General features: G+C 67.9%; 14 protein-coding genes and 1 tRNA gene. 3 read left to right on the top strand and 12 right to left on the bottom strand.

What is annotated here, in order from left to right; genetic code table 11:
• Nucleotides 1-25 precede the first annotated feature (25 nt).
• The 11 genes from rpsG to ABZW18_RS14465 form a co-directional block, all read right to left on the bottom strand.
• Complete coding sequence (gene rpsG, locus ABZW18_RS14515) at nt 26-496, bottom strand: 30S ribosomal protein S7 (protein WP_356186904.1); 471 nt, start codon at nt 494-496, stop codon at nt 26-28.
• 2 nt (nt 497-498) lie between these two features.
• Nucleotides 499-870, bottom strand: coding sequence for a 30S ribosomal protein S12 (gene rpsL / locus ABZW18_RS14510; RefSeq protein WP_003948652.1), 372 nt, complete (start codon nt 868-870; stop codon nt 499-501).
• 437 nt (nt 871-1,307) lie between these two features.
• The gene (locus tag ABZW18_RS14505) at nt 1,308-5,231 is read right to left on the bottom strand and encodes a DNA-directed RNA polymerase subunit beta' (RefSeq protein WP_356186902.1); all 3,924 of its coding nucleotides are present in this window, start codon (nt 5,229-5,231) and stop codon (nt 1,308-1,310) included.
• 127 nt (nt 5,232-5,358) lie between these two features.
• Nucleotides 5,359-8,841 (bottom strand): DNA-directed RNA polymerase subunit beta, encoded by a 3,483-nt coding sequence (rpoB, locus tag ABZW18_RS14500; protein WP_356186899.1) that lies wholly within the window; start codon nt 8,839-8,841, stop codon nt 5,359-5,361.
• A 612-nt stretch (nt 8,842-9,453) separates the two neighbouring features.
• Nucleotides 9,454-9,840: a 50S ribosomal protein L7/L12 gene (gene rplL / locus ABZW18_RS14495; protein WP_356186896.1), complete on the bottom strand. Its 387-nt coding sequence runs from the start codon at nt 9,838-9,840 to the stop codon at nt 9,454-9,456.
• A gap of 83 nt (nt 9,841-9,923) precedes the next feature.
• The gene (rplJ, locus tag ABZW18_RS14490) at nt 9,924-10,484 is read right to left on the bottom strand and encodes a 50S ribosomal protein L10 (protein ID WP_356186893.1); all 561 of its coding nucleotides are present in this window, start codon (nt 10,482-10,484) and stop codon (nt 9,924-9,926) included.
• Nucleotides 10,485-10,985: 501 nt separating this feature from the next.
• Nucleotides 10,986-11,708, bottom strand: coding sequence for a 50S ribosomal protein L1 (rplA, locus tag ABZW18_RS14485; RefSeq protein WP_356186890.1), 723 nt, complete (start codon nt 11,706-11,708; stop codon nt 10,986-10,988).
• Between the two features lie 102 nt (nt 11,709-11,810).
• On the bottom strand, nt 11,811-12,245 hold the full coding sequence (rplK, locus tag ABZW18_RS14480) for a 50S ribosomal protein L11 (RefSeq protein ID WP_116428045.1): 435 nt from the start codon (nt 12,243-12,245) through the stop codon (nt 11,811-11,813).
• 166 nt (nt 12,246-12,411) lie between these two features.
• Nucleotides 12,412-13,224 carry a transcription termination/antitermination protein NusG gene (gene nusG / locus ABZW18_RS14475; protein WP_356187056.1) on the bottom strand — a complete coding sequence of 271 codons (813 nt, stop codon included), beginning with the start codon at nt 13,222-13,224 and terminating at the stop codon, nt 12,412-12,414.
• A 185-nt stretch (nt 13,225-13,409) separates the two neighbouring features.
• On the bottom strand, nt 13,410-13,706 hold the full coding sequence (secE, locus tag ABZW18_RS14470) for a preprotein translocase subunit SecE (protein WP_356186887.1): 297 nt from the start codon (nt 13,704-13,706) through the stop codon (nt 13,410-13,412).
• Nucleotides 13,707-13,813: 107 nt separating this feature from the next.
• Nucleotides 13,814-13,886, bottom strand: a tRNA-Trp gene (locus ABZW18_RS14465).
• A gap of 212 nt (nt 13,887-14,098) precedes the next feature.
• Here ABZW18_RS14465 and ABZW18_RS14460 point away from each other — a divergent pair.
• From ABZW18_RS14460 to ABZW18_RS14450, 3 genes are all read left to right on the top strand, one after another.
• Entirely contained in the window at nt 14,099-15,349 is a 1,251-nt protein-coding gene (locus ABZW18_RS14460) for a pyridoxal phosphate-dependent aminotransferase (RefSeq protein WP_356186884.1), read from the top strand.
• Nucleotides 15,350-15,535: 186 nt separating this feature from the next.
• Nucleotides 15,536-16,597: an adenosine deaminase gene (locus ABZW18_RS14455; RefSeq protein ID WP_356186881.1), complete on the top strand. Its 1,062-nt coding sequence runs from the start codon at nt 15,536-15,538 to the stop codon at nt 16,595-16,597.
• Nucleotides 16,598-16,771: 174 nt separating this feature from the next.
• A complete protein-coding gene (locus ABZW18_RS14450; RefSeq protein WP_356186879.1) occupies nt 16,772-17,566 on the top strand; it encodes an SDR family oxidoreductase in 795 nt (264 codons plus the stop codon).
• Here ABZW18_RS14450 and ABZW18_RS14445 read toward each other — a convergent pair.
• Nucleotides 17,544-18,599 (bottom strand): UDP-N-acetylmuramate dehydrogenase, encoded by a 1,056-nt coding sequence (locus ABZW18_RS14445; protein ID WP_356186876.1) that lies wholly within the window; start codon nt 18,597-18,599, stop codon nt 17,544-17,546. The genes ABZW18_RS14450 and ABZW18_RS14445 overlap by 23 nt on opposite strands.
• Between the last annotated feature and the right edge of the window lie 257 nt (nt 18,600-18,856).

Raw genomic sequence — 18,856 nt, 5'->3', positions numbered from 1 at the left:
TCTCGGATCTCGATGGGGGTAGCGACTACCAGCGGTAGTGCGCGAAGGCCTTGTTGGACTCGGCCATCTTGTGGGTGTCCTCGCGACGCTTGACAGCGGCGCCCAGACCGTTGCTGGCATCCAGCAGCTCGTTCATCAGGCGCTCGGTCATCGTCTTCTCACGACGGGCGCGGGAGTAACCCACGAGCCAGCGCAGAGCGAGGGTGGAGGCGCGGCCGGGCTTGACCTCGACCGGCACCTGGTAGGTGGCGCCACCGACACGACGGGACTTGACCTCGAGGGTCGGCTTGATGTTCTCCAGCGCGCGCTTGAGCGTGATGACCGGGTCACTGCCGGTCTTCTCGCGCAGGCCTTCCATGGCGCCGTAGACGATGCGCTCAGCGGTGGAACGCTTGCCGTTCAGCAGCACCTTGTTGATGAGCGAGGTGACCAGAGGAGAACCGTAGACCGGGTCGATGATGACCGGGCGCTTCGGGGCGGGGCCCTTACGAGGCATTCTTACTTCTCCTTCTTGGCGCCGTAACGGCTGCGGGCCTGCTTGCGGTTCTTGACACCCTGGGTGTCGAGAGAACCGCGGATGATCTTGTAACGAACACCCGGCAGGTCCTTCACACGGCCACCACGCACGAGCACGATCGAGTGCTCCTGCAGGTTGTGTCCTTCACCCGGAATGTAAGCGGTGACCTCGATCCCGCTGGTCAAACGCACACGCGCGACCTTACGCAGGGCCGAGTTCGGCTTCTTCGGGGTGGTCGTGAACACGCGCGTGCAGACACCACGGCGCTGAGGGGAACCCTCGAGTGCGGGTGTCTTGTTCTTTTCGACCTTGTCCTGCCGGCCCTTCCGGACCAGCTGCTGGATCGTAGGCACCGTTTCTCCGGTTTCTGTGTGCCGTCTAGTGAAGCTAACCTGGGGATCCCCCGACCCACGCGGTCGGGTGTGTCGCGTGTCCCATACTTGCCCGTGGGAACGGAACGTGCGTATGTGGACGGCGACTCGGCCTCGGTATCCCGTGCTGGGGGCATTTCCCTGGCTTCTCCCCCGGACTACGTCCGGGAAGTGCCCCCAGGGGATCCCCACCCCGGTCAAGGGCTAGGGAAAATGCACGCACAAGAACCCGGGCACACCCCAGGCACAAGGTCAGAGCGTACCTATAGCATCGGCTCCGGTCAAAACAAGAGGGACCTGCACAGGACACACCGGGCGCATGTTCCACGGGCTCCGGCGACACCGGGACCACCAAGCCACAGGGCGGCCACCCCGCGAGGGGTGACCGCCCTGTGGTCGTACCGGACGTGCGGGCCGGCTTACTGGTTGTACGGCCCGTAGTCGTAGTCCTCCAGCGGAACCGCCTGGCCGGAGCCCGTGCCGAAGGGCGAGTAGTCGATGTCGTCGTAACCGACGGCCGAGTACATCGCGGCCTTCGCCTCCTCGGTCGGCTCGACCCGGATGTTGCGGTAGCGGGACAGACCCGTACCGGCCGGGATGAGCTTACCGATGATCACGTTCTCCTTGAGGCCGATCAGGGAGTCCGACTTGGCGTTGATCGCCGCGTCGGTGAGCACCCGGGTCGTCTCCTGGAAGGACGCCGCCGACAGCCAGGACTCGGTCGCCAGCGAGGCCTTGGTGATACCCATCAGCTGCGGACGGCCGGAGGCCGGGTGGCCGCCTTCCGTGACCACACGACGGTTCTCACCCTCGAAGCGCGTGCGCTCCACGAGCTCGCCCGGCAGCAGCTCGGCGTCGCCGGACTCGATGATCGTCACACGGCGCAGCATCTGCCGGATGATGATCTCGATGTGCTTGTCGTGGATCGACACACCCTGCGAGTTGTAGACCTTCTGGACCTCGCCGACCAGGTGCACCTGGACGGCGCGCTGACCGAGAATGCGCAGCACGTCGTGCGGGTTGGTGGCACCCACGGTCAGCGCCTGGCCGACCTCGACGTGGTCGCCCTCGCCCACCAGGAGCCGGACTCGCTTCGAGACGCCGTAGGACGTCTCCTCGGAGCCGTCGTCCGGGGTGACGACGAGCTTCTTGGTCTTCTCGGTCTCCTCGATCCTGACGCGGCCCGCGGCCTCCGAAACCGGGGCGACGCCCTTGGGCGTACGGGCCTCGAAGAGCTCGACGACACGCGGCAGACCCTGAGTGATGTCGTCACCCGCCACACCACCGGTGTGGAAGGTACGCATCGTCAGCTGGGTGCCGGGCTCACCGATGGACTGGGCGGCGATGATCCCGACTGCCTCGCCGATGTCCACGAGCTTGCCGGTCGCGAGCGAGCGGCCGTAGCACATGGCGCAGGTGCCGACGGCGGACTCGCAGGTCAGGACCGAGCGGGTCTTGACGGTCTCGACGCCGTGGCGCACGAGCTCATCGATGAGCACATCGCCCAGGTCGGTACCGGCCGGAGCCAGCACCTTGCCGTCGACGACGATGTCCTCGGCGAGGCACCGCGCGTACACGGTGGTCTCGACGTCGTCCGCCTTGCGCAGCACGCCTTCCGCGTTCTTGGAAGCGATCACCAGCTTGAGGCCGCGCTCGGTGCCGCAGTCCTCCTCGCGAATGATCACATCCTGCGAGACGTCCACCAGACGACGGGTCAGGTAACCCGAGTCGGCGGTACGCAGGGCGGTGTCCGCCAGACCCTTACGGGCACCGTGGGTGGAGATGAAGTACTCCAGCACGGAGAGACCCTCACGGAACGACGCCTTGATGGGCCGCGGGATGGTCTCGTTCTTCGCGTTGGACACCAGTCCACGCATACCCGCGATCTGACGCATCTGCATCATGTTTCCGCGAGCACCCGAGTTGACCATCATGAAGATGGGGTTGGTCTTCGGGAAGTTCGCGTTCATCGCCTCGGCAACCTCGTTGGTCGCCTTGGTCCAGATCGCGATGAGCTCCTGCGTGCGCTCGTCCTTGGTGATCAGACCGCGCTCGTACTGCTTCTGAACCTTCTCGTCCAGCGCCTCGTAGCCCTCGATGATGGCCTTCTTGGCCTCGGGGACGACGATGTCCGACACCGCGACGGTGACACCGGAGCGGGTGGCCCAGTGGAAGCCGGCCGCCTTCAGGTTGTCGAGCGTCGCCGCCACGATGACCTTCGGGTACCGCTCGGCGAGGTCGTTGACGATCTCGGAGAGCTGCTTCTTGCCGACCGAGTAGTCGACGAACGGGTAGTCCTCGGGCAGCAACTCGTTGAAGAGCGCGCGGCCCAGGGTCGTCCGCAGCCGGAAGCTGTCGCCCTGCTGCCACTCCCCCGCGCCGTAGCTGCCGTCGGCCGCGGCGCCGTCCTCCGACACCGGCGGGGTCCAGCCACGCGGCGGGACGGTACCGATCGGGAAGCGGATGTCGACCTTCGCCTGGAGCGAGAGCTCGCGGGCGTCGAAGGCCATGATCGCCTCGGCGGTGGAGCCGAAGGACCGGCCCTCGCCGATGACCTTGCGCTCCGCCTCGTCGGTGGTGAGGAAGAACAGACCGAGCACCATGTCCTGGGTGGGCATGGTGACCGGACGGCCGTCGGCCGGCTTGAGGATGTTGTTCGAGGACAGCATCAGGATGCGGGCCTCGGCCTGCGCCTCCGCGGAGAGCGGCAGGTGGACGGCCATCTGGTCACCGTCGAAGTCCGCGTTGAACGCGGTGCAGACGAGCGGGTGGATCTGAATGGCCTTGCCCTCGACCAGCTGCGGCTCGAAGGCCTGGATGCCCAGACGGTGCAGGGTCGGCGCACGGTTCAGCAGCACCGGGTGCTCGGCGATGACCTCTTCCAGCACGTCGTACACGACCGTACGGCCGCGCTCGACCATGCGCTTCGCCGACTTGATGTTCTGCGCGTGGTTCAGGTCCACCAGGCGCTTCATCACGAACGGCTTGAAGAGCTCCAGCGCCATGGCCTTCGGCAGACCGCACTGGTGCAGTTTGAGCTGCGGGCCGACGACGATCACGGAACGGGCCGAGTAGTCGACGCGCTTACCGAGCAGGTTCTGGCGGAACCGGCCCTGCTTGCCCTTGAGCATGTCGGACAGCGACTTGAGCGGGCGGTTGCCCGGACCGGTCACCGGCCGGCCGCGGCGGCCGTTGTCGAACAGCGCGTCGACGGCCTCCTGCAGCATCCGCTTCTCGTTGTTCACGATGATCTCGGGGGCACCGAGGTCGAGAAGCCGCTTGAGGCGGTTGTTCCGGTTGATGACGCGGCGGTACAGGTCGTTCAGGTCGGAGGTCGCGAAGCGGCCACCGTCCAGCTGCACCATCGGACGCAGGTCCGGCGGAATCACCGGGACGCAGTCCAGCACCATGCCCTTGGGGCTGTTGCTGGTCTGCAGGAACGCGGAGACGACCTTGAGGCGCTTGAGCGCACGGGTCTTCTTCTGGCCCTTGCCGGTACGGATGATCTCGCGGAGGCGCTCGGCCTCCTGGTCGAGGTCGAAGGTCTCCAGGCGCTTCTGCAGGGCAGCGGCGCCCATGGAGCCGTCGAAGTACGTGCCGAAGCGGTCACGCAGCTCGCGGTAGAGCAGCTCGTCGCCCTCGAGGTCCTGGACCTTGAGGTTCTTGAAACGGCTCCACACCTCGTCGAGACGGTCGATCTCGCGCTGCGCACGGTCGCGCAGCTGCTTCATCTCGCGCTCGGCACCTTCGCGCACCTTGCGGCGCACATCGGCCTTGGCGCCCTCGGCCTCGAGCTCGGCCAGGTCGGCCTCGAGCTTCTTGGCGCGGGCCTCCAGGTCGGCGTCGCGGCGCTGCTCGACCTGCTGGCGCTCGACGGAGACGTGCGTCTCCAGCGACGGCAGATCGCGCGTACGGCGCTCCTCGTCCACCCACGTGATCATGTAGGCGGCGAAGTAGATGACCTTCTCGAGGTCCTTCGGGGCGAGGTCGAGCAGGTAGCCCAGACGCGACGGGACGCCCTTGAAGTACCAGATGTGGGTGACGGGAGCGGCCAGCTCAATGTGGCCCATCCGCTCACGGCGCACCTTGGCACGTGTGACCTCTACGCCACAGCGCTCACAGATGATGCCCTTGAAGCGGACGCGCTTGTACTTGCCGCAGTAGCACTCCCAGTCCCGGGTCGGACCGAAGATCTTCTCGCAGAAGAGTCCGTCCTTTTCGGGCTTGAGGGTGCGGTAGTTGATGGTCTCCGGCTTCTTGACCTCACCGTGCGACCACTGACGGATGTCGTCAGCAGTGGCAAGGCCGATCCGCAGCTCGTCGAAGAAGTTGACGTCGAGCACTGGTCGTCAATCCCTCTTTCGGGGTCGTGTCTTCGTGGTCTGACAGGGGGTCCGGCTGGGGGTCCCCCCAGGCCGTTGCCGGCTCTGGGGGAGGTCGGGGCTCCTTACGGGGCCCCGACCAGACCCGTCAGACCTCTTCGACGCTGCTCGGCTCGCGCCGTGACAGGTCGATACCGAGCTCCTCCGCAGCGCGGAAGACGTCCTCGTCGGTGTCGCGCATCTCGATGGACATGCCGTCCGAGGACAGCACCTCCACGTTGAGGCACAGGGACTGCATCTCCTTGATGAGCACCTTGAAGGACTCGGGGATGCCGGGCTCAGGGATGTTCTCGCCCTTGACGATGGCCTCGTAGACCTTCACACGGCCAGTGACGTCGTCGGACTTGATGGTCAGCAGCTCCTGGAGGGCGTACGCGGCGCCGTAAGCCTCCAGCGCCCACACCTCCATCTCACCGAAGCGCTGGCCACCGAACTGGGCCTTACCACCCAGCGGCTGCTGGGTGATCATCGAGTACGGACCGGTCGACCGGGCGTGCAGCTTGTCGTCGACCAGGTGGTGGAGCTTGAGGATGTACATGTACCCGACCGAGATCGGGTCCGGGAACGGCTCACCGGAGCGGCCGTCGAACAGGCTGGCCTTGCCGGACGACTTCACCATCCGCTCGCCGTCGCGGTTCGGGATCGTCGACTCGAAGAGACCGGCGATCTCGTCCTCGCGCGCACCGTCGAACACCGGGGTGGCGACGTTGGTGCCGGCTCCGACCTCGTCGGCGCCGATCGTCTGGAGGCGCTTCTTCCAGTCCTCCGCGCCCTCGACCTTCCAGCCCTGGGAGGCCAGCCAGCCCAGGTGGATCTCCAGGACCTGTCCCGGGTTCATCCGGGACGGGACACCCAGCGGGTTGAGGATGATGTCGACCGGGGTGCCGTCCTCCATGAACGGCATGTCCTCGACCGGGAGGATCTTGGAGATGACGCCCTTGTTGCCGTGTCGGCCGGCGAGCTTGTCACCGTCGGTGATCTTGCGCTTCTGCGCGACGTAGACGCGGACCAGCTGGTTCACGCCCGGGGGCAGCTCGTCGCCCTCCTCGCGGTCGAAGACGCGGACGCCGATGACCTTGCCGGTCTCGCCGTGCGGCACCTTCAGCGAGGTGTCACGGACCTCACGGGCCTTCTCACCGAAGATCGCACGGAGCAGGCGCTCCTCCGGGGTCAGCTCGGTCTCACCCTTGGGCGTGACCTTGCCGACCAGGATGTCTCCCGCGACGACCTCGGCACCGATGCGGATGATGCCGCGCTCGTCGAGGTCGGCGAGGACCTCCTCGGAGACGTTGGGGATGTCCCGGGTGATCTCCTCGGGGCCGAGCTTGGTGTCACGGGCGTCGACCTCGTGCTCCTCGATGTGGATCGAGGAGAGGACGTCGTCCTGTACCAGACGCTGGCTGAGGATGATCGCGTCCTCGTAGTTGTGGCCCTCCCACGGCATGAACGCCACGAGAAGGTTCTTGCCGAGCGCCATCTCGCCCTCGTCGGTGGACGGACCGTCGGCGAGCACCTGGCCCTCGACGACCCGCGCACCCTCGTCCACGACGACCTTCTGGTTGAAGGAGGTGCCCTGGTTGGAGCGGGAGAACTTGGCGACCCGGTAGGTGGTGTACGTGGCGTCGTCGTTGGCGACGGTCACGTAGTCCGCGGAGACCTCCTGGACCACACCCGACTTCTCGGCCTTGATCACGTCACCGGCGTCGACCGCGCAGCGGTACTCCATGCCGGTACCGACCAGCGGGGCCTCGGCCTTCAGGAGCGGCACGGCCTGGCGCATCATGTTCGAGCCCATGAGCGCGCGGTTGGCGTCGTCGTGCTCGAGGAAGGGGATCATGGCGGTCGCGGCCGACACCATCTGGCGCGGCGAGACATCCATGTAGTCCACCTCGCCACCGGTGACGAGGTCGACCTCGCCCCCACGGCGGCGGACCAGCACGCGGGGCTCGGCGAAGGTGCTCTCCTCCGTCAGCGACGCGTTCGCCTGGGCGAGGAGGTAGCGGTCCTCCTCATCGGCGGTGAGGTAGTGCACCTCCTCCGTGACCCGGCCGTCGATGACCTTGCGGTACGGGGTCTCGATGAAGCCGAAGACATTCACCCGGCCGTACGAAGCGAGCGAGCCGATCAGACCGATGTTCGGGCCTTCGGGGGTCTCGATCGGGCACATGCGGCCGTAGTGCGAGGGGTGCACGTCACGGACGTCCAGACCCGCGCGCTCACGGGAGAGACCACCGGGACCCAGCGCCGACAGACGGCGCTTGTGGGTCAGACCCGACAGCGGGTTGGTCTGGTCCATGAACTGGGACAGCTGGCTGGTGCCGAAGAACTCCTTGATGGAGGCGACGACCGGCCGGATGTTGATCAGGGTCTGCGGCGTGATCGCCTCGACGTCCTGGGTGGTCATCCGCTCACGGACGACGCGCTCCATACGGGCCAGGCCCGTACGGATCTGGTTCTGGATCAGCTCGCCGACGTTGCGCAGACGACGGTTGCCGAAGTGGTCGATGTCGTCGGTCTCGACGACGATCGACCGGCCGTTCTCGCCGACCGTCTCGGTCTCACCGGCGTGCAGCTTGACCAGGTACTTGATGGTCGCGATGACATCGTCGGTGGTGAGAACACCGGCGTTCAGCGGCTCGTCCCCGCCGAGCTTCTTGTTCACCTTGTAGCGGCCGACCTTGGCAAGGTCGTAGCGCTTGGGGTTGAAGTAGAGGTTCTCGAGCAGGGTCTGAGCAGCCTCACGGGTCGGCGGCTCGCCCGGACGCAGCTTGCGGTAGATGTCGAGCAGCGCGTCGTCCTGGCCCTGGGTGTGGTCCTTCTCCAGGGTGGCGCGCATGGACTCGTACTCGCCGAACTCCTCGAGGATCTGCTCGGTCGTCCAGCCGAGCGCCTTCAGGAGTACGGTGACCGACTGCTTGCGCTTGCGGTCGATGCGGACACCGACCATGTCGCGCTTGTCGATCTCGAGCTCCAGCCAGGCACCGCGGGACGGGATGACCTTGGCGGAGAAGATGTCCTTGTCGGACGTCTTGTCGATGGAGCTGTCGAAGTACACACCCGGCGAGCGGACCAGCTGCGACACAACGACACGCTCGGTGCCGTTGATGCAGAAGGTGCCCTTGGGCGTCATGAGCGGGAAGTCGCCCATGAAGACCGTCTGGGACTTGATCTCACCGGTCTCGTTGTTGGTGAACTCGGCAGTGACGAAGAGCGGAGCCGCGTACGTGAAGTCGCGCTCCTTGCACTCGTCGATCGAGTTCTTCGGGGGCTCGAAACGGTGGTCGCGGAAGGTCAGGGACATCGACCCGGAGAAGTCCTCGATCGGCGAGATCTCTTCGAAGATCTCCTCCAGACCGGACTTGGTGGGGACGTCCTTTCCACTTTCCAGGGCCGACTCGACACGAGCCTTCCAGGCGGCATTGCCGAGCAGCCAGTCGAAGCTCTCGGTTTGCAGCGCAAGGAGGTTCGGAACCTCGAGGGGCTCCTTGATCTTCGCAAAGGAGATGCGCAGCGGTGCAGTGCTGGCGCCGTTGTTCGTATTGGCAGTCGAGGCGTTGCGCGAGGCGGCCAAGAGGGGGTCCTTCCGAGGGCTCGGACTCACTACGCGCGTACCGGTCCCCGCACGAACACACGGAGAGAAATCCCCGGTCAGGGATCCTCAGTCAGTAATGCTCGAACGTGGGCATGCCCCTGGTGACGGGCAGGAGGCAGCTAACAGGCAGCGCAAAGGGTCAGTGTAGCCACTTGGCCCACTGATGTCCAGAGCGGATACGCGGAGACCGGTGCAGTACCAATCTCTCCCTCCGGGAGGTGGCAATCTCTCCCCTCAAGGAGGGGTCGCCCCTCATTGTTCTTCAACGCCTGCGGCAAGGCTTCCCTCTTCGTCTGCGATCCATGCCTCGGATCCTGGATCGGCGAAAGACGCGTCCTGAGAATTGCGCGCTGCGTGCCGTTCGTCAAGGCCCCCCGCCCTCAAGCCCGTCAAGATGGGCCTGACGGCGCGTGGCACCCGGGCCCACTGACCAGGCAACGAAGATCACCATACTCGTCCCTGCGCGAGGGGCAAGGAACCCGGTGCGGGAACGTCCGAGGGCGACCACCCAAACGGGTGGCCGCCCTCGGTACGTACGCGGCGGAGCGGGTCAGGAGGCCCTGTCACGCGCCCGCCGGGCGCAAGGCTGAGTTACTTGACCTCGACGGCCGCGCCGGCCGCCTTGAGGGACTCGGCGGCCTTGTCGGCCTGCTCCTTGCTGACCTTCTCGAGAACCGGCTTCGGGGTGCCGTCGACGAGGTCCTTGGCCTCCTTCAGACCCAGCGAGGTCAGCTCACGCACGACCTTGATGACCTGGATCTTCTTGTCGCCCGCACCGGTGAGGACGACGTCGAACTCGTCCTGCTCCTCGGCGGCCTCGGCGGCCGGGGCACCCGGGGCGCCGGCGGCGGCGACGGCGACCGGGGCGGCGGCCTCGACGTCGAACTTCTCCTCGAAGGCCTTCACGAACTCGGAGAGCTCGATGAGGGTCATGCCGCTGAACTGGTCAAGCAGCTCGTCCTGGCTGAGCTTCGCCATGGTTGGCGTCCTTCCACTAATTCGGCTGGTGCCGGATGTACATGTCGGCGGGCGTACGGGCCCGCTGCGACCGGAACGCCTGACTACTCGGCGGACTCGGCCTCGGCGGGAGCCGGCGTACCGGCACCGCCCTGCTCGACCTTGCCGCGAAGGGCGTCCGCGGTACGGACGAACTTCGAGAGCGGGGCCTGGAAGGTCGCCGCGGCCTTGGCCATGGACGCCTTCATGCCGCCGGCCAGCTTGGCGAGCAGCACCTCGCGGGACTCGAGGTCCGCGAGCTTCTTGAACTCATCGGCGGACAGCGCCTTACCGTCAAGGACACCGCCCTTGATGATGAGGTTGGGGTTGTCCTTGGCGAAGTCACGGAGACCCTTCGCCGACTCCACCGGGTCACCGGTGACGAAGGCGACAGCCGTCGGACCCATGAACAGGTCGTCGAGCGTGTTGATCCCGGCCTCGTTGGCCGCAATCTTGGTCAGCGTGTTCTTCACCACGGCGTACTGGGCGTTCTCACCGAGCGAACGGCGCAGCTGCTTGAGCTGAGCCACGGTGAGACCGCGGTACTCGGTCAGCACAGCGGCGTTCGAGCTGCGGAACTTGTCCGTCAGCTCGGCAACCGCGGCAGCCTTGTCGGGCCTCGCCATGAGCCTCGGCCTCCTTCCGGGTGATGATCCTCGACTGACCTTCCGATCAGCCGCGCGTATTCGCCGACCGCCCGTACGGGCTCACTCCGCTTCACACCGTCTCCGCTTGTCGCAAGCGGAGGGGAAGTGAAGCCGGGAAGGGGCTCAACCATGCAAAACGCCCCGGTGCAGGCGCACGGGGCGTGACTCGACCGCATGGACCCGGAGGTCCCGCGGGAGTTCCATCCTCATTCACCTGCACGGGCCGTCCGCGAGAAGCGGATCCTTCGGCCGCCGCATCCCTTTGCAGGCACACGGCAAACGACCAGCGGTCTTTGGCTACCGGAGCAGCTTACGTGGACGATCCGTACGCAGGCAAATCGATCGCGGGGCACCGCCCGGCGGACACCGCCGCGGCGTCACGGAACCGCGTCGTGACCGGGCCGGGCCCCGTACCTCTCGGAAGAGATACGGGGCCCGGCCGGTGAGTGCGCTCTGTCGCCGCAGCGGGATCCTGACGGATCAGACGGAGGCGGCGTCCTCCTCGACGAGGAGGTTGCGAGTGCGGTTGGCGTCCAGCGGGATGCCGGGGCCCATGGTGGTGGTCAGGGTCGCCTTCTTGATGTAGCGGCCCTTCGCGGCGGACGGCTTCAGACGGAGGATCTCCTCCAGCGCCGCGCCGTAGTTCTCGACCAGCTTCGTCTCGTCGAAGGAAACCTTGCCGATGATGAAGTGCAGGTTCGAGTGCTTGTCGACGCGGAACTCGATCTTGCCGCCCTTGATCTCGGTCACGGCCTTGGCCACGTCCGGGGTCACGGTGCCGGTCTTCGGGTTCGGCATCAGGCCACGGGGACCGAGCACGCGGCCCAGGCGGCCGACCTTGCCCATGAGGTCCGGGGTGGCGACGACGGCGTCGAAGTCCAGACGGCCCTTCGCAACCTCGTCGATCAGTTCGTCGGAGCCGACGATGTCGGCGCCCGCAGCTTCCGCGGCCGCAGCACGGTCACCGGTCGCGAAGACCAGGACCCGGGCGGTCTTACCGGTGCCGTGCGGAAGGTTCACGGTGCCGCGGACCATCTGGTCGGCCTTGCGCGGGTCGACACCCAGGCGCATGGCGACCTCGACGGTCGCGTCGAACTTGGTGGTGGTCGTGTCCTTCGCGAGACGGACGGCCTCGAGCGGGGCGTACGCGCGCTCCGCGTCGACCTTGACGTCCGCAGCGCGGAGAGTCTTGCTGCGCTTCACTGCTGCTCCTGATGTATGGAATGGAGTCGTGGTCCGGGCCGGCGCTGGCCCTGCCACTGAGGGGTGCCGGTATGCGGCTCACACCGCGCGGCGAGGTGGCTGTCAGCCCTCGACGGTGACGCCCATGGAACGGGCGGTGCCGGCGATGATCTTCTCGGCGGCGTCCAGGTCGTTGGCGTTCAGGTCGGGCATCTTGGTGGTGGCGATCTCGCGGACCTGGTCGCGGGTGAGCTTCGCGACCTTGGTCTTGTGCGGCTCGCCGGAGCCCTTGTCCACACCCGCGGCCTTGAGGATCAGCTTGGCGGCCGGCGGAGTCTTGGTGATGAAGGTGAAGGAACGGTCCTCGTAGACCGTGATCTCCACCGGCACGACCATGCCACGCTGCGACTCGGTCGCGGCGTTGTAGGCCTTGCAGAACTCCATGATGTTGACGCCGTGCTGGCCCAGCGCGGGGCCAACCGGCGGAGCCGGGTTGGCGGCACCGGCCTGGATCTGGAGCTTGATAAGCCCCGTGACCTTCTTCTTCTTGGGAGGCATGCTCTCTCCGGGTCCTAGTGAGAGGTGTTTCGCCGCCGATCCGGTCATCCGGATGGAGGCATACCGCACCACGATAACGGGTATGGCTGTGCGGCCAAAAACCGAGCAGGTCAGACCTGCTCGGGGAGCCGGTCTGACCTGTTCGGAAGCTGGGTTCTCGGGAAGCTCAGTTCTTCTGGATCTGGTCGAAGCTCAGCTCGACCGGGGTCTCGCGACCGAAGATCTCGACGAGTCCCTTGACCTTCTTCGAGTCGGCGTTGATCTCGTTGATCGTCGCCTGGAGGGTCGCGAACGGGCCGTCGGTGACGGTGACCGAGTCGCCCACCTCGAAGTCCAGGACCTGCACCTCGACCTTGCGGCTCGGAGCCGGCACACCGGACTCCTCCGCGGCCTTCTTCGCGGCGGCCTCCTCGGCCTCCGGTGCGAGCATCTTGACGATCTCGTCCAGCGTGAGCGGGTACGGGTCGTACGCGTTGCCCACGAAGCCGGTGACGCCGGGGGTGTTCCGGACGACGCCCCACGACTCGTTCGTCAGGTCCATGCGCACCAGCACGTAGCCGGGCAGCTTGTTCTGGCGGACGGTGCGGCGGTCGCCGTTCTTGATCTGGACGACCTCTTCCTGCGGCACCTCGGCCTGGAAGATGTAGTCCTCGACGTTGAGCGAGACGGCACGCTGCTCGAGGTTGGTCTTCACGCGGTTCTCGTAACCCGCGTAGGTGTGGATGACGTACCACTCGCCGGGCAGCGTGCGCAGCTCGTTGCGGAGCGCCTCGATCGGGTCGACCGGGGCCTCCTCCGCCTCGGCGGCAGCGTCCTCGGCGACCTCCTCGACGGCGGTGGCCTCGTCCTCGACGTGCATGGCGGCTTCTTCGGCCGGCTCGCCCGCGGCGGCGTCCTCGGCCTCGGACGGGTCGACCTCGTCGGCCGCCTGCACGATGTCGAGCGCGTCGTCGTCGCCCTCGCCGGCCGCCGGGGCGATGTCGAGCGCGTCGTGGTCGACCGTCTCCGGCGCAGCCTCGGCCGAGTCGGCCTTGGCCGCGGCCTCATCGCCCTCTACGGGCTCGATGGCGTCGTTCAGATTCGGGTCAGACACGGTGGCTGCTTCTTCCTGGCTTCAAGGGGTGGAACAGGCGGAGGGAAGTTTCGCTAGCGCCCTCCGCGGGGTCAGCCGAAGACGTACTTGACGGCCTCGGAGAATCCCCAGTCAATCACGGTCACAAGACCGATCATGATGACAACGAAGACAATCACCACAGAGGTGTACGTCGACAGCTGGCTGCGGGTAGGCCAGACGACCTTGCGCAGCTCCGCCACAATCTGTCGATAAAAGAGCGCGAGCCGGGCCAACGGGCCCTTCTTGCCGCGCTTGCCACCGCGGCGGCGCTTCTTCGCTTCCAGCTCGTCCTCGTCGTCGGGACGACCGCTTTCAGGCGTCGCGGTGGAGCCAGGGGCTGCCGTCACTCGTCCTCACCTGAATCCCGGGTCGTGGCCGTGCCGCGCCCGGTGGAGCCGCACGGCGATGCATTTCAGTACGTACATGCGCACACATCCTGGCGGAATGTGTGTAGCAGGGCCGGAGGGACTTGAACCCCCAACCGCTGGTTTTGGAGACCAGTGCTCTACCAATTGAGCTACGACCCTTTGTGCTCCCCCAACGTACCGCATCCGCCCGAGTGCACGGAGTGCGCAGGGTGGAGCGGCCGGTGAAGGCCAACGACGCATGAGTGTACGTGTTCTGCGGCCGGGCGTCGAACACGTACCTTCCCGCCGACCTGCGCTGTGGCCGCCGCGAGGGCCGTCTCGCGACCCGAACCTGGGTGCCGCGTCACGCAGTGGTCTGCGACGATGCATCCATGACCGATGCCACTCCTTCCGCCCAGTCCCCGCACTCTCCGCGCGACCGACGGGTATCGGCCCGTATCGGCGCGATCTCCGAATCCGCGACGCTCGCCGTCGACGCCAAGGCGAAGGCCCTCAAGGCCGCCGGGCGTCCCGTGATCGGTTTCGGCGCGGGCGAGCCCGACTTCCCGACGCCCGACTACATCGTCGAGGCGGCGGTGGAGGCCTGCCGTAACCCGAAGTACCACCGCTACACGCCCGCCGGCGGCCTCGCCGAGCTCAAGACCGCCATCGCCGCCAAGACGCTGCGCGACTCCGGTTACGAGGTCGAGCCCGCGCAGGTGCTGGTGACCAACGGCGGCAAGCAGGCGATCTACCAGGCGTTCGCCGCGATCCTCGACCCGGGCGACGAGGTCATCGTCCCCGCCCCGTACTGGACGACCTACCCCGAGTCGATCCGGCTCGCGGGCGGCGTACCGGTGGATGTCGTCGCGGACGAGACGACCGGCTACCGGGTCTCCGTGGAGCAGCTGGAGGCGGCTCGCACGGACAGGACCAAGGTGCTCGTGTTCGTCTCGCCGTCCAACCCGACGGGCGCCGTCTACACGCGCGCGCAGGTCGAGGAGATCGGCCGGTGGGCGGCCCAGCACGGACTGTGGGTGCTGACGGACGAGATCTACGAGCACCTGGTGTACGGGGACGCTCAGTTCTCGTCGCTGCCGGTCGTGGTACCGGAGCTGCGCGACAAGTGCATCGTCGTCAACGGCGTGGCCAAGACGTACGCGATGACCGGCTGGCGGGTGGGATGGATCATCGGCCCGAAGGACGTGGTCAAGGCCGCCACCAACCTCCAGTCGCACGCCACCTCGAACGTCTCCAATGTGGCGCAGGTGGCCGCTCTCGCCGCGGTCTCGGGTGACCTGGAGGCCGTCGCGAAGATGCGCGAGGCGTTCGACCGCCGGCGGCGCACCATCGTGCGGATGCTGAACGAGATCGACGGCGTGGAGTGCCCGGAGCCGGAGGGCGCGTTCTACGTCTACCCCTCGGTGAAGGCTCTGCTCGGCAAGGAGATCCGCGGTCGGCGGCCGCAGACCAGCGTCGAGCTGGCCGAGCTCGTCCTGGCGGAGGCCGAGGTCGCGGTCGTGCCGGGCGAGGCCTTCGGCACGCCGGGCTACCTGCGGCTGTCGTACGCGCTGGGGGACGAGGACCTCGTCGAGGGCGTGTCGCGGGTGCAGAAGCTGCTGGGCGAGGCACGCACCCCCTGAGCGGCCGGGACGTCCCCCGTACGCCGGTTCGGGGGACCGCGTTCCGCTCCCGCGGACCCGGTGACTCACCGCGGGGGCTCCTCGAATTCGACGTCACGCGAGCGGGCATTCGGCAGCGGCCGGATGCCCGCTCGCGCGTTCCCGCAAGCCTCCGTTCAGGGAAAGCCCTACCGAGCGACGGGTCCCATGCGGCAGGATCTTCCAATGGAAAGCGTTCGTGCCCGCGGCGAAGCCGCTGATCGGAATCTTCGCCTGCTGCCGAAGGCCCACCTGCATCTGCACTTCACCGGGTCCATGCGGCCCGGCACACTGCTGGAGCTCGCCGACAGATACGGCGTCCATCTCCCCGAGGCCCTGAGCAGTGGCGAGCCGCCGAAGCTGCGCGCGACCGATGAGCGCGGCTGGTTCCGGTTCCAGCGGCTGTACGACATCGCACGCTCCTGCCTGCGAACTCCGGAGGACATCCAGCGGCTGGTGCAGGAGGCCGCCGAGGAGGACGCGCGAGACGGATCGGGCTGGCTGGAGATCCAGGTCGACCCGACCTCGTACGCCCCCCGGCTCGGCGGGCTGATCCCGGCGATGGAGATCATCCTCGACGCGGTGGAGACCGCGTCGAGGGACACCGGCGTCGGGATGCGCGTGCTGGTCGCCGCGAACCGTACGAAGCATCCGCTGGACGCGCGGACACTGGCGCGGCTCGCGGTGCGGCACGCGGATCGGGGCGTCATCGGCTTCGGTCTCTCGAACGACGAACGGCGCGGATTCGCCCGCGACTTCGACCGGGCCTTCGCGATCGCCCGGGAGGGCGGGCTGCTGGCGGCGCCGCACGGCGGGGAACTGTCCGGGCCGGGCAGCGTACGGGACTGCCTGGACGATCTGGAGGCCGGCCGGATCGGGCACGGGGTGCGCGCGGCGGAGGACCCCCGGCTGATGCGCCAACTCGCCGAGCGCGGTGTGACGTGCGAGGTCTGCCCCGCCTCGAACGTGGCGCTGGGAGTCTACGAGAAGCCGGAGGACGTGCCGCTGCGGACGCTGTTCTCTGCGGGGGTGCCGATGGCTCTGGGTGCAGACGACCCGCTGCTGTTCGGCTCCCGGCTGGCGGCGCAGTACCAGCTGGCCCGGGAGCACCACAGCTTCACCGACCTCGAACTGGCGGAGCTGGCGCGGCAGTCGGTCCGGGCTTCGGCCGCTCCGGAGGACGTCAAGAAGCGGCTGCTCGGGGGAATCGAGGACTGGCTGACCGGCTGACGACCGCGGGGCAGGGCCTGCAGAGGGGCCTGTCCGTTGCCGTCGGACCACTGTCGGGTGAACGGGACATCCCGGCGCCTCAACGGGCCGCTCCGATGCCTTTCGTCATCCGCCCCGAGCGGATTACTCGGGCCCCGAGGTGGTGGGCACCCGCATGGGAAAGGAGCGTGCGCAATGGAACTCACGGTCTTAGGGGCAACGGGCGGGACGGGCAGGCAGGTCGTACAGCAGGCGCTGGAGGCCGGGCACAGCGTGACGGCGGTGGTCCGCGATCCGTCCCGGCTGCCGGTCACGGGTGCCGGGCTGACCGTGGTCACCGCCGATGTGACAGATCCGGAGTCGCTGCTTCCGGCGCTGGAGGGGCGGGACGCCGCGATCTCGGCGCTGGGGCCACGGGGCAGGAAGCAGGCGAGGATCGCCGCGGCGGGCACGCGGGCGATTCTGAGCGCGCTGGACACATGCGGTGTGCGCCGGTTCGCGGCGGTGAGCGCGGCGCCGGTCGGCCCGCTGCCCGAGGGAGAGGGTGTGGTGGCCCGTACGGTCCTCATCCCGCTGCTGTGGGCGGTCTTCCGGGACGTGTATACGGATCTGGCGGCGATGGAGGGGGAGATCCGGCGCAGCTCCGCGGACTGGACCATCGTGTGGCCACCGCGGCTGACGGACAAGCCGGTCACGGGCACCTATCGGAGGGTCGGGGGCGGCAATGTGCCGCACGGGCGCTCGATCTCGCGGGCAGACCTGGCTCATGCGTTGCTCGCGGTGCTGGATGAACCGACGGCGGGAAACAGGGCGTGGGGGTTGCGTACTAGCCGGGTCGGCGGTCGGTACGCGACCCCGGCCGGCCGTCACCGGTCGGTACGCGACCCCGGCCGGCCGTCGGTCAGCTGCTTCCGGCCGGTAACCGGTCAGCTGCCGCGGGGGCGGCTGTCGGGCGGCCGGGTGGGCGTCAGAGGCTCACGCCGACCGTGACCGGCTCGTTGACGAGGGTGACGCCGAAGGCCCGGTGCACGCCGTCGCGGACCTCGCGCGCAAGGGCGAGAAGGTCCTCGGTGCTGGCGGCGCCGCGGTTGGTGAGAGCGAGGGTGTGCTTGGTGGAGATGCGCGCCGGGCCGCTGCCGTACCCCTTGGTGAAGCCGGCCTTGTCGATCAGCCAGGCGGCCGAGGTCTTGATGTGCCCGTCGCCGGCCGGGTAAGCGGGGGGCGCCGTTCCGGGACCCAGGCGGTCGGCGACCCGGGTGAGGAACGCCCGGTGTTCCTCGCTGGTGAGGATCGGGTTGGTGAAGAAGGAGCCCGCGGACCAGGTGTCGTGGTCGTCGGGGTCCAGGACCATGCCCTTGCCGGACCGGAGCTCGAGCACCTTTTCGCGGGCGGTGGCGGCGGGGACACGGTCGCCCGGTTCGACGCCGAGGGCGCGGGCGACCTCGGCGTACTTGATGGGGGCGGAGAGGCCGTCGGCGTGCTCGAGGTCGAAGCGGACGCGCAGGACGACGTAGCGGGTGGGATCGGCCTTGAAGCGGCTGTGGCGGTAGGAGAAGCCGCAGTCGGCGCCGGCGATGGTGACGGTCTCATCGGCGCGGCGGTCGTAGGCGACGACCTCGGTGATGGTGCTCGCCACCTCCTGGCCGTACGCCCCGACGTTCTGGATCGGCGTCGCGCCTGCGGAGCCAGGGATTCCGGAGAGGCATTCGATACCGGCGAGGCCCTTGTCGGTGGTACGGGCCACGGCATCCGACCAGTTCTCGCCCGCGGCGAGTTCGAGGCGCGTGCCGGAGAGGGCGAAGCCCTCTGTCGCGATGCGCAGGGCGGTGCCGTCGAAGCCCTTGTCACCGATGACGAGGTTGCTGCCGCCTCCGATGATCAGGAGCGGGGTGCCGGTGGCGTCGGCGGCTCGGACGGTTGAGACCACCTCGTCGTCGGTGGTGGCGGTGACCAGACGGGTGGCGGGTCCGCCCAGCCGGAAGGTGGTCAGCGGAGCGAGGGGGACATCGTGGAGTTCCTGCACGGAGCCAAGCGTACGGGTGCCCTCCGGGCGGGCCGGGGCGGCGGTCGGTTCGCGGCTGTGCACTTTCCGGTGCCCGGCGCCCAGCGCGCCGTGCCGTGCCCGGTGCCGGGTGCTGTGCGCTTTCCGATGCCCGGTCCGCGTCTCCGGTGCCGCGCCGCTGTGCGTCTCCGATACCGGGGCCGGGGCCTCCCGGGGCGGGGGCTCCGAGGCCGGGGCTCTGGGACCAGGGCCTCCGAGGCCGGGGGTACTGGGGCCGG

This window comes from Streptomyces sp. NPDC004647, from assembly GCF_040609575.1.
Classification (GTDB): Bacteria; Actinomycetota; Actinomycetes; order Streptomycetales; family Streptomycetaceae; genus Streptomyces.
This window is presented reverse-complemented; position numbering and strand designations above follow the sequence as displayed.